Consider the following 11,396-nt stretch of genomic DNA (forward strand, 5'->3'; position numbering starts at 1 on the left):
TGGACGGCTCCACCCCGCAACGATCCATTCCACAACACAAAGAAGTGATGTCCGTGACTCCCTCAAACGTTCCACAACTATTGCCCCTTGGATCGCCGGCCGGCACGGCGGCAACGGACCAGTCGCGCCGTACCAAGGTGGTGCCGTTGCGCCACGCCGGCCGCTGGGTGGGTGGCGCCATCGCCTTTCTGCTGGCGGCCATGACGGCCAGGGAAATTATCTCCAACCCACGTTTCGAGTGGGGCGTGGTGGGGCATTACCTGGCGGCCGGCCCCATCATCCGCGGTCTCATGACCACCCTGGAGCTCACGGCGCTGGCCATGCTAATCGGCATTGTGTTTGGCATGGTGCTGGCCATTATGCGGTTGTCTGAAAACCCGGTTTCCCGGGCCATTGCCTGGCTCTACATCGGGTTGTTTCGGGGAACCCCTGTTCTGGTCCAGCTCATCTTCTGGTTCAACCTCTCGGCCCTGTTCCCGCACATGGCCATTGGACTACCGTTTGGACCCCCGCTATTGCTGGTGGACGTAAATGCCCTGATCACCCCTTTCGCCGCGGCCGTGCTTGGGCTGGGGCTCAACGAGGGTGCCTATATGGCCGAAATCGTGCGTTCGGGGATATTGTCCGTTTCTCCAGGGCAGCGGCAGGCCGCCGGGGCACTTGGTCTCAGCCGCGCCCAGACAATGCGCCGAATCGTGCTGCCCCAGGCCATGAGGGTGATCATTCCGCCCACCGGCAACCAAGTGGTGGGCATGCTGAAAATGACTTCCATCGTGTCTGTGATCGCCATGTCGGAACTGCTCTATTCGGCCCAGGCCATCTACACGCAGACATACGAGACCATCCCGCTCCTGCTGGTGGTCAGCATCTGGTACCTGACAGTTACCAGCATCCTTACCGTGGGGCAGTCCTTCATCGAGAAGCGCTACGCCCATGGCAGTGCCACACCGGCGCCATCATCCTTTTCCGGGCGGCTTCGCCGGAACCTGATCTCATTTCGGAGTGTGACCCCATGAACCATGCAGTCCAAAGCAAACCCTTCGACGTTGACACCTTCAAGCCGGAACCTGTGGTCCGGATGGTGTCCGTGGAAAAGTCCTACGGTTCCAACGCTGTTCTGCGCGGAGTCTCGCTGGACGTTGCACCGGGGGAAGTCACCTGTCTGATCGGCCCGTCAGGGTCCGGAAAATCCACCCTGCTGCGCTGCATCAACCGCCTGGAAAAGGTCGATGGCGGCCGGATTTACGTCAACGGGCAGCTCATGGGATATCGGGAGCAGCGGGGTCGCCTGTACGAGCTGCCGGAAAAGGACGTGCTGCGGCAGCGTTCTGGGACCGGGATGGTGTTTCAACACTTCGACTTGTTCCCGCACATGAGCGTCCTGGGGAATCTTGTCGAAGCGCCCGTGCTTCTGCGGCGAAACTCACGCGCGGGGGCCGTGGCCAAGGCACAGGAGCTGCTGGCCACGGTGGGGCTGGCGGACAAGTGCGATTCCTACCCCAGTGAACTCTCCGGTGGCCAGCAGCAACGGGTGGCCATCGCCCGTGCCTTGGCAATGGAACCGACGCTGATGCTCTTTGACGAACCAACCTCGGCGCTTGACCCTGAGCTGGTCGGCGACGTGCTGGAGGTCATGAAGCTGATGGCACGGTCGGGCATGACGATGGTGGTGGTCACCCACGAGATCGGATTCGCCCGCGAAGTAGGCGATACCTTGGTGTTCATGGACGGAGGCGTCATCGTCGAGACGGGGAATCCGCGGGCCATGATCGCGCAGCCGCAACACCCCCGGACCCGTGCCTTTCTGGCACAAGTGCTGTGAGTATTACGCTGGCCGCAGACGGGGCGGCAACGGACCCGGACGTTCGGGACAGGATCCTCGGGGTGATCGATCGGTGGGCACCCGAACTGGTGGGGTTGAGCCACAGCCTGCACAAAGAACCCGAGGTGGGCCTTGAGGAGTATCGCTCGAGGGACAAGATTTCCGCCTTGCTCCGTTCGGCGGGCTTTGAGGTAGCGCACCCGGCAGGGAGTCCGGCCACCGCCCTGGTGGCGCGATGCGGCTCCGGCGAGCTGGTCATCGCGCTCTGCGCCGAATATGACGCCCTGCCCGGGATTGGCCATGCCTGCGGGCACAATGTCAACGGTGCCGCCGCCGTCGGTGGAGCCGTCGGACTGGCAAGCATGGCGGACAGGTTGGGCCTGACCGTCAAGCTCATTGGCACCCCGGCGGAGGAATCCACGGGCGGCAAGATCGACTTGCTTCGGGCAGGCGCCTTCGACGGTGTCGCTGCGGCAATGATGGTTCATGCCAACGGATCAGATGAGGTGGGCGGTTCCTCCTACGCACTGGCCCTCTGGGACGTGCGCTACACGGGTAAGGGCGCCCACGCGGCTGCCGCTCCGTGGTGCGGGGTTAATGCTGCAGATGCCGTCACCCTTGCCTACCAGGCTGTAGGTCTGTTGCGGCAGCAGCTTCCTGTGGGGCAGATCGTCTCCTTCATCATTCATGAAGCCGGCCAGGCACCCAACATCATTCCGGCGGGTGCGAGGGCAAGCGTGGAGCTTCGCGCGTCCTCAATGGCGGGCTTGGAGAAGTTGCAAGAAGCGGTGCGCCGCTGCCTGCAGGCCGGTGCATTGGCAACGGGTGCTGAGCTTGCGGTGAGCCAGCGGGGCGGTGAATTTGCGGAGCTCCGCCAGGACCCTGGCCTGACGGGGGCGTATGTGCAGGCCATGGCAACCCTCGGCCGCATCCCATTCGACGCCGCCGGTGCACCGCGTGCCTCCACCGACATGGGCAATGTCTCGCAGCACCTGCCAAGCATCCAGCCAATGATCGGCTACGACGTGGGCGGTGCAGTCCACCACACACCCCAATTCACTGAACACGGGATCACTCCGTCAGCGGACCTTGCCGTGCTCGACGGCGCCCGCGGCCTGGCGCTGGCCGGGGCAATCATCGCGGCCGACCCTGCCCAGCGAAAACGTCTCCTGGATCAGGCAGGCGCCAGAAAACTAGTCACCAAGCCACACGAGAGGCCCCAGAAATGAAAACAACAATCAAGGTTCGGCGCACCGCCATGGCAGCGGCAGCATGCCTGGGAGTCGTGCTGGCGTGCAGCTCCTGTGGTGCCATATCCGTGGCTGGCGCACCCGTCTCCCCGGGCACTCAGTCCGGCACGCACCAGAAACTGGCGGACAAGCTCCCCGCTGACATACGCCAGAAGGGATACGTGGTGGTTGCCACGAACCCGATGTATCCGCCCTTTGAAACCCTTGACGCAGACCAGAAGACCATTCGTGGGCTGGATCCGGACCTGCTCGAAGCCATGGCCAAGCAGCTGGGCATCACCGTCAAATTTCAACAGGCCGGATTTGACTCGATCATTCCGGGGCTTCAGGCCAAACGGTATGACATGGCCATGTCGGGCATGACGGACACGGTCCAGCGCCAGGACAAGGTCAAGTTCGTGGACTATTTCCAGGTGGGCGGCGGCATCGTCATGAATGCCGGCGATCCAGCAGCGAATGGACCGTTGCCGGATGTCCTGTGCGGCAAGCAGGTGGGCGTTGGCATTGGAACCATAACGGTGGACCTGGGCAAGAAGGCATCCGAAAGCTGCACGGCCCGGGGGCGCAAGCCGATCGGCATCCAAAATTTTCCGGGGGTCTCGGACTCCATGCTGGCCCTCCATGCCGGCCGAATCGGCTACGTGTGGACGGACACTGTGTCGGCCCAGACCCAGGTGAAGAAGGGAAACGGCACCTTTGTCTCTATTCCTGACGGCACCCCGGCCGCGCCCACGGGCATTGCCTTCCCGAAGGATTCGGGGGCCTTGGCCGCGGCGTTCCAGTCAGCTCTCCAGGCGATTATTGACGATGGATCATACAAGTCGATTCTTGACACTTATGGCCTGGCCGGCGGCGCGCTGGACACTGCCACTGTGAATGGGGGGAAGGACTAGGCCGTTGGCCGTGCCCGTTACAGCCCCTTGACCCGGAGCACCCGGTCCGCCCGGTGGGCCATCGACTCGATGAGCCTGGCATTGTTCTCATCCGAGCCAAGCGCCCACAGCCGCGCGTCCGCCGCCGACTTCCCGTAGTCCATGTGCCGGTTGATGAGCCAGTGGTGCCGCCGGTCCCGGTCCGGGTCCAGGAACCAGGATTCCGTGAGGCAGGCGCGGGCGGCCGGCCAGGCGCCGGTCTCCGCAAGCAGGTAGTTCCCCTCCGTGACCACAAGGGGGACCTCCGCGAGGACAGCGATGCTGCCGGCTATCGGCTCCTCCAAGTCGCGGTTGAAGCTGGGCGCATAGACAACCTCGCCCGGCTGCTGGTCCCGGATCCGCAGCAGCAGGCTCGCGAATCCGGCGTCGTCGAAGGTCTGGATGGCGCCCTTGACCTGGCGCAGCCCCTTGGCCAGCAGCACGGCGTTGGCCAGGTGGAAGCCGTCCATCGGGACCAGCACGGCCCGCTCCGGACCCAACGCCGAAACGATGAGGCTGCCCACCGTGGATTTGCCCGCGCCGGGGGCTCCCGTGATGCCCAGGATGGCCCTGCCACCTCGGGCGGCGAGGGCGGACGCGCTTTCAACCAGCTCGTCAATCTGGACCGCGGTGGTCATGGTCGTACCGTCCTCAAGTAGTCAAGCGGCCCGCTGCCGGCCAGCCCGCCCAGCCATTCCCGGGTGCCCGGCCAGGCGCACTTGAGCGCCGCTATGTGGCCCGCAAATTTCAGCGCCGCGGCCGGTTCCAGCCGGCCGGCGCCGCCAAACGTTCGTGCAAAACTATATGCCCCGTGAAAGAAATCACCGGCACCCAGCGTGTCCACCGCGCGGAACTGCTCCATGTCCACGGAGCCCCCGCCCTGCCGGCCCAGCCACCGCACGGGTGCCGGCCCGTCAGTGACGGCGGCCAGCTCCGCACCCCGGTCCAGGATCCACCGGAGCGTGCCGCCGCAGTCCGGGACGGCGAAGTCCGCCGAACACACCACCTCGGTGGCCAGCGGCACCAGCTCCGCCATGACGTCCTTCCAGCGCCCGGCATCCACCACCCTCGGGATGCCCCGTTCACGGCCCCAGCGGGCGGCGGCCAGCGCCAGGTCCCGATGGTGGCCGTCAAGATGGACGACGTCGGCCCTCCCCAGCGCGTCCAGCGCCGCCTTGACATCCGCCTCGCCAAGCAACGGGGCGTGCGCCAGCTGGCGCTGCCTGCCCAGGGCATCGGTGGAGACAATCTGCCGCTCGCCCGTGGCATCGTCCACCGTGATGGTGGAGACGGACGGCTGGTATCCCGCGTCGGCAAGGTCCACCAGTGCCACGCCCCGCGCCGCCAAATCTTCCCGGACCACGGCGGAAATGCTCCCGTGGCCCAGCCGGGTCACCAATGTGGCGCGGCCGCCCAGGGCCGAAAAGACCACGGCGGCATTCAGTGCGGGCCCGCCGCCCGCCACATCCTGGCGCAGCGCCGTGGCTTTGGCATTGCGCCCGGGGAACTCCTTGACCCGCTGAATGATGTCCAGGGTGGAAAGCCCCACAAAAACGCCGTGCGGAAATCTGCCGGCGGACGGCGGCTCAGGCTCCACCGTTCTTCTCTTCCTCGCTCGGCTCCAGCGCTCCCGTCATCAGGGCCACCACCTCGGCCATGCTGCGCACCTTGGGGTCCACCACGGCGGTGCGTTTGCCGAGGCGGTGGACATGGATGCGGTCAGCCACCTCAAAAACGTGCGGCATGTCGTGGCTGATCAGGATCACCGGCAGGCCGCGCTCGCGGATTTGGCGTATCAGGTCCATGACCATCCCGGATTCCCGCACGCCCAGGGCAGCGGTGGGCTCGTCCATGATGATGACGCGCTTGCCAAATGCGGCGGAACGGACCACTGCCACACCCTGCCGCTGCCCGCCGGAAAGCGTTTCAACCGCCTGGGTTGCGGACTTGACGCCAATCTTCAAGTCCGTCAGGTGTTGCATGGATTCGGCCCTCATCCGCGGCTTGTCCAGCTGGCGAAGCACGGTGCCCAGAAACCCCTTCTTGCGGAGCTCCCGGCCCAGGAACACGTTGCTGGCAATGTCCAGCGCCGGGATCACGGCCAGGTCCTGGTAGACAGTTTCGATGCCGTGGTGCCGCGCGTCCAGTGTGGTCCGGAACCGGACTGGCTCGCCGTCCATCCTGATTTCGCCGGAATCCGGCACCAGCGCCCCGGAGAGTGCCTTGATGAGGCTGGACTTTCCCGCCCCGTTGTCGCCAATCACGGCCAGCACCTCGCCGGCACGCAACTCAAAATCTGCGCCGTTGATGGCCGTGACCGAGCCGTACCGCTTGACCAGGTTTTTGGCCTCCAGGACCACTGTGGGTGAATTGGTCACTGCGTCCTCCTGCGGGCGATCTGGTCAAACGCGACGGCCAGGATGACCAGGACGCCGGTGGCGATGTTTTGGTACAGGTTGTCCACCCCGATCAGGGTCAGCCCGTTGCGCAGCACGCCCACGATCAGCGTCCCGATCAGCGTCCCCACCACGGATCCGCGGCCGCCAAAGAGGCTGGTCCCGCCAATGACGACTGCGGTGATCGTGTCCAGGTTGGCCGTCTGGTACGCATTGGGGTCGGCATTCGGAATGCGCCCCAGTGCGGCCCAGGCGGCAATCATCGCAATGACTCCCGTCATGATGTAGACCATGAGCAGCGTCCGGTTGATCTTGATGCCTGTGAAGCGGGCCGCCGTCGGATTTCCGCCCACTGCGTAGACGTGCTTGCCGCCCGCCGTTTGGTTCAGGACATAAAAGGCGACCGCATACACCACCACCAGCAGGCCCACACCAAGCGTGGTCCGCCAGGCGCCAATGCCGAAATCCTGGCCAAAGAACGTCAGCAGCGGGTCCGTCACAGGGTAGGTGGCGGAACCGGCATAGAGCTGGCTGGCAGCCGCCACCGCCGTAAACGTCCCAAGGGTCACGATGAACGGCGGCAGCCGGAGGAATGACGCCAGGGATCCGTTGATGGCGCCGACGGCCACACAGACCACCAGGGCGATGAGCAGCGCGCCCACCCCTCCGGCACTTTGCACGGTCTTGGCCATCACGATGGTCCCCAGAACCGCGATGGCGCCGATGGACAAGTCAATGCCGGCGGTCAGGATCACGATGGTCTGGGCCACGGCCAGGATGCCAATCACTATGGACTGCTGGCCAATCAGCGACAGGTTGTAGGGGCTGAGAAACCGTGGCGAGCCGATGGAAAACACAACCACGGCAAGGATGAGTGCTGCCAGCGGCCCCACAAGCGGCTGCCGTGCAACCCACGTCCAGTCGCGGCGTGATCCAGGCGGTGCGGGGCTGATGGTGTTGCTGCTGGTTGTCATGGCTTACCTTCCTACTTTCCGCTATCCCCAGCAGTTCTGCAGGCCCCAGGCGGTGTCCTTTGAGTCCAAGCCGGTGACGGGATGGTCGGTGATCAGTTGGGCCCCGGTGTCAATGAAGCCGCTGGGCTTGGTGCCATCCTTGGCGAAGGTCACAACGGCGTCAACGCCCTTCTGCGCCATCTTGGCCGGGAACTGCATTACGGTGGCGCCGATCTTGCCGGACTTCACGTTCGCCACGCCGGTGCAGCTGCCGTCAATGGAGGCCATGGTGATCTGGGCGGTCTTGCCGGCCGCGCTGATCGCCTGGTAGCCGCCAGCCGCGGCTGGCTCGTTGATCGTGTAGACGGCATTGGCGTCGGGAACCCGCTGGAGCAGGTTTTCCATGGCCGTCTGGGCCTTGGTCTGGTCGCCGTTGGTGTTCTCCATGCCGGCGATTTCCGGCGAGCCTGCGGCAATGCCCATGCCCTCCAGGAAACCGTTGTGGCGGAAGTCATCCACCGTGCCGCCGGGAGTGCCGTCGAGCATCAGGAGCTTGGGTGTCTTCGCGCCAAGGGTGCCCTTGACCCATTTGCCTTCAAATACGCCGGCCTGCTTGTTGTCCGTGGCAAACGTTGCGTCCACGGCGTTTGCAGGGTCGGTGGCCGTGTCAAGGGCAATAACGACGACGCCGGCGTCCCGGGCGGACTTGATGGCGGCCAGGATGCCGGTGGAGGAGTTGGGCGTAATCAGGATGCCCTTGACTCCCTGGCTGACCAGGTTCTCAATCGCGGTCACCTGGCCCTCGTTGTCGCCGTCGAACTTCCCGGCGAGGGCGATCAGGTCCGCGCCCTGCTTGGCAGCCTCGGCCTTGGCGGCCTCGCGCAGCTTGACGAAGTACGGGTTGGTGTCGGTCTTGGTGATCAGGCCGACTTTCACATTGGCTGACGCCCCGCCGCCGCTGTTGGTGGTTCCGGGGGTGCTGGAGCCGCCGCACGCCGAGGCCGTCATGGCAATGGCGCCCGCCAGGACCAGGGCTGAAAGTGAGCGGTGAATGCCGCTGTGGTGGGTGATTTTCCGGAAACTGCTGATGTTCGTCATCTGGACTCCTTCGACCAGTGAGGCAGGGACCTGCCGTCGAGTGGCTCCACTGTAAGCACCTCGCAAACGCTTGCGCAAGCGTTTGAATTAAAATATTGTGAGAGGTGCCACATACTGAACGAAGTCAATTGAGGAGGACTCTTGGGTACCATGGCCGACGTCGCCCGGGAAGCTGGAGTCTCCATCAGCACTGTTTCCCATGTCCTCAATGAGACGCGCCCGGTCAGCCCTGACACCCGGCAACGGGTCATGGACGCCATGGCCGCCACGCACTTTCGGCGCAATGCCCTGGCTACGGCACTGGTCACCTCCCGCACGCACGCCATCGGGCTCTCGATTTCCGCGCTGCAAAACCCATACTTCGCCAACCTGGTTCATGCCATTGAGAAGCGCGCCTCAGCCCGGGGATACAGCCTAGTCATGGGGGATTCGCACGACGACGCCGAGGTGGAGGGGACCTTGCTGGGCACGCTGCTGGACCGGCGGGTGGACGGGATGATCATTGCCCCGGCCCCGCACAGCGAAACGGCCAACCTGCCGCGCATTCTGGCCGACGGCACGCCCGTGGTCCTCATTGACCGCCATGCCGACGTGGACTGCGACCAGGTGGCGCCGGACAATGTGGAACCGACACGACTGATCACCGCCCACCTCATTGAGCACGGGCACCGGCACATCGCAGCCATCACGGGCCTGCCGGGCATACAGTCCACCGAAGAGCGCATCGAAGGCTTCCGGGCAGCCGTAGCCGCCGCCGGGCCCGGGGTGCAGTCAGTCATGGCCGTGGGAAATTCGAAGGCCAAGGACGCCTACCGGGCCGTGACAAAGTTGTTCAGCAACGCCGAGTCCCGCCCCACGGCACTGGTGGTGCTGAACAACGCCATGACCATCGGGTCCATGCAGGCACTGAAGGACCTGGGCCTGAAGGTGCCCGGCGACGTGGCCTTGGCCTGCTACGACGACTTCGAATGGGCGGACGTCTTCGAGCCGCAGCTGACCGCCATCGAACAGGACGTGAAGTCCATGGGGCGCACCGCCGTCGACCTTTTGATCGACAGGATTGACGGCAAGGCCTCACCGCGCCAGGTGCTGCGCACCAAGACCATCTACCACCACAGAAATTCCTGCGGCTGCACCGATTGACCAAGGAGCCTGCCATGCCCATTGCCACCCCGGACGAATATGCCCACATGCTGGATACAGCAAAGGCGGCGGGCTTTGCGTATCCGGCCATCAATGTCACCTCCTCCCAGACCCTCAATGCGGCCCTGCGGGGATTTGCGGAGGCGGGAAGCGATGGAATTATCCAGGTGTCCGTGGGGACTGCGCAGTATCTTTCCGGGGCGGCGAACCACCGGCTGGCCGGTTCGCTGGCACTTGCCGCTTACGCGCACGAGGTGGCCTGCCACTACTCGGTGAGGATTGCCCTGCACACCGACCATTGTCCGGAGGCCAACCTCGAGGACTGGGTGCTGCCGCTGCTGGACCACTCCATCCGGCGGGTCAAGGGCGGGCAGTTGCCGCTGTACCAGTCGCACATGTGGGATGGTTCCGCGCTTCCCCTCGGCAGGAACCTGGAGGTGGCCCGCCGGCTGTTGGAGCTCTCACAGCAGGCGAGGACCATCCTGGAAGTGGAGGTGGGCGTGGTGGGCGGCGAGGAGGACGGTGTTGAGGGTGCCATGGATGAGCGGCTCTACACGACCATTGACGACGCCCGCCGGCTGGTGGGGGAGTTGGGGACAGGGGCGCAGGGCAGGTATCTGGCCGCGCTGACCTTCGGCAATGTCCACGGCGCGTACAAGCCGGGCCATGTGAAGCTCCGGCCGGCCCTGCTGGGCGAAATCCAGGCCGCCCTGGCGGACCAAACGGGCATTGACCGCCCGCTGGACCTGGTGTTCCACGGCGGCTCCGGCTCCACTGCGGACGAAATTCGCCAGGCTGTGGGGCATGGGGTGGTGAAGATGAACATCGACTCGGACACGCAGTACGCCTTCACCCGCTCCATTGCCGGCTACATGCTCTCCCGATATGACCAGGTCCTCAAGCTCGACGGCGACGTCGGGGTGAAGAAATCCTATGACCCGCGCTCGTGGGGGAAGCCGGCTGAACAGGCGATGGCCGGCCGCGTGGTGGAGGCGGCGCAACAGCTTGGCTCCGCAGGCCGCCGCATGAAGTAGACGCATCGGCCGGGCCAGACGTGTTGGCCCGCGGTGTCGACTGGCCCCGGTGGTGTGAATTGGCGGGGTCATGGTGTCTGGTTTGTGGCGGTGGGGAGGCCGTGGTGGAAGATGTTGCGGATCGGGGTTTGGGTCGGGTCGAGCTTGTAGGCCGGTGTGTACCAGGGGGTGCCGTTGGTGAGTTTGATACTCCAGAGGCCCTGGTGGATGGCGACGTGATGGGCTCTACAGAGCAAGGCTCCGTTTTCGACGCTGGTTTCCCCGCCGTCCATCCAGGGGATGATGTGGTGGGCGTCGCACCAGTAGGCGGGGCGGGTGCAGCCGGGGTGGGAGCATCCCTTGTCGCGGGCAATAAGGATTTTGCGTTGGGCCTTGGTGAAGAAGCGTTGGGTGCGTCCGACGTTGAGGATTTCCTGGCCGTTGCCCAGAAGCATGGTGGTGACGTCGGCGTCGCAGAGTTCGGTGCTGAACAGGCCCAGGGGTTGGGGGCCGGAGTAGGGCAGGAAGGCGATTCCGCCGGGGCGCCCGTCCTTGGTTTTTCGTTGGAGGTCTTCTTCGGTGGTGGAGATGAAGAGTTGGGGCTTCAGTCCGCCGTTGTCGGGGAGTTTGCTGGTGCGGGCGGCCAGGCGGATGCAGTCGATCATGCCGTCGAGGAGTCGTTGGGCGCGGGTGCGCCGGTCGGTTAGGACGGGGTTGGTGTTGGCCGGGTCGATGGGGTCCAGGCCGGGCAGTTCCTGTCCGGATCCGGGCGCGGGCACCCAGACCCCATTGACCAGGTGCGGCCACGGC

12 protein-coding genes are annotated in these 11,396 nt (G+C 64.9%); 6 read left to right on the forward strand and 6 right to left on the reverse strand.

The window, feature by feature from the left end:
* Positions 1 to 53 precede the first annotated feature (53 nt).
* The 4 genes from LPN03_RS06345 to LPN03_RS06360 are packed head-to-tail and all read left to right on the forward strand — an operon-like array spanning position 54 to position 3,965.
* Entirely contained in the window at positions 54 to 1,016 is a 963-nt protein-coding gene (locus LPN03_RS06345; RefSeq protein WP_262453572.1) for an amino acid ABC transporter permease, read from the forward strand.
* Positions 1,013 to 1,822 (forward strand): amino acid ABC transporter ATP-binding protein, encoded by an 810-nt coding sequence (locus LPN03_RS06350; RefSeq protein WP_316255579.1) that lies wholly within the window; start codon positions 1,013 to 1,015, stop codon positions 1,820 to 1,822. The genes LPN03_RS06345 and LPN03_RS06350 overlap by 4 nt, the downstream gene beginning before the upstream one ends.
* Positions 1,819 to 3,051, forward strand: coding sequence for an amidohydrolase (locus tag LPN03_RS06355; protein WP_262453573.1), 1,233 nt, complete (start codon positions 1,819 to 1,821; stop codon positions 3,049 to 3,051). Before LPN03_RS06350 ends, LPN03_RS06355 begins: the two co-directional genes overlap by 4 nt.
* Entirely contained in the window at positions 3,048 to 3,965 is a 918-nt protein-coding gene (locus tag LPN03_RS06360) for an ABC transporter substrate-binding protein (protein WP_262453574.1), read from the forward strand. Before LPN03_RS06355 ends, LPN03_RS06360 begins: the two co-directional genes overlap by 4 nt.
* 17 nt (positions 3,966 to 3,982) lie before the next feature.
* Here LPN03_RS06360 and LPN03_RS06365 read toward each other — a convergent pair whose 3' ends face one another.
* From LPN03_RS06365 to LPN03_RS06385, 5 genes are read right to left on the reverse strand one after another with little or no spacing between them, the layout of a single operon-like run.
* The gene (locus tag LPN03_RS06365; protein ID WP_262453575.1) at positions 3,983 to 4,621 is read right to left on the reverse strand and encodes a nucleoside/nucleotide kinase family protein; all 639 of its coding nucleotides are present in this window, start codon (positions 4,619 to 4,621) and stop codon (positions 3,983 to 3,985) included.
* Positions 4,618 to 5,580 (reverse strand): PfkB family carbohydrate kinase, encoded by a 963-nt coding sequence (locus tag LPN03_RS06370; RefSeq protein ID WP_262453576.1) that lies wholly within the window; start codon positions 5,578 to 5,580, stop codon positions 4,618 to 4,620. The genes LPN03_RS06365 and LPN03_RS06370 overlap by 4 nt, the downstream gene beginning before the upstream one ends.
* Positions 5,570 to 6,361, reverse strand: coding sequence for an ATP-binding cassette domain-containing protein (locus LPN03_RS06375; protein ID WP_165182324.1), 792 nt, complete (start codon positions 6,359 to 6,361; stop codon positions 5,570 to 5,572). Before LPN03_RS06375 ends, LPN03_RS06370 begins: the two co-directional genes overlap by 11 nt.
* A complete protein-coding gene (locus LPN03_RS06380; protein WP_262453577.1) occupies positions 6,358 to 7,353 on the reverse strand; it encodes an ABC transporter permease in 996 nt (331 codons plus the stop codon). The genes LPN03_RS06375 and LPN03_RS06380 overlap by 4 nt, the downstream gene beginning before the upstream one ends.
* Positions 7,354 to 7,374: 21 nt before the next feature.
* Positions 7,375 to 8,430: a substrate-binding domain-containing protein gene (locus tag LPN03_RS06385; RefSeq protein WP_262453578.1), complete on the reverse strand. Its 1,056-nt coding sequence runs from the start codon at positions 8,428 to 8,430 to the stop codon at positions 7,375 to 7,377.
* Between the two features lie 150 nt (positions 8,431 to 8,580).
* On the opposite strand from LPN03_RS06385, the gene LPN03_RS06390 reads away from it, so the two are divergent.
* On the forward strand, positions 8,581 to 9,573 hold the full coding sequence (locus LPN03_RS06390) for a LacI family DNA-binding transcriptional regulator (RefSeq protein ID WP_262453587.1): 993 nt from the start codon (positions 8,581 to 8,583) through the stop codon (positions 9,571 to 9,573).
* 14 nt (positions 9,574 to 9,587) lie between these two features.
* Positions 9,588 to 10,607 carry a class II fructose-bisphosphate aldolase gene (fbaA, locus tag LPN03_RS06395; RefSeq protein WP_262453579.1) on the forward strand — a complete coding sequence of 340 codons (1,020 nt, stop codon included), beginning with the start codon at positions 9,588 to 9,590 and terminating at the stop codon, positions 10,605 to 10,607.
* Positions 10,608 to 10,675: 68 nt separating this feature from the next.
* Here fbaA and LPN03_RS06400 read toward each other — a convergent pair.
* On the reverse strand, positions 10,676 to 11,396 hold a 721-nt coding region (locus tag LPN03_RS06400), incomplete at its 5' end, for an HNH endonuclease signature motif containing protein (RefSeq protein WP_262453580.1).

This window comes from Arthrobacter sp. A2-55, from assembly GCF_025548615.1.
Taxonomy (GTDB): Bacteria; Actinomycetota; Actinomycetes; order Actinomycetales; family Micrococcaceae; genus Specibacter; species Specibacter silviterrae.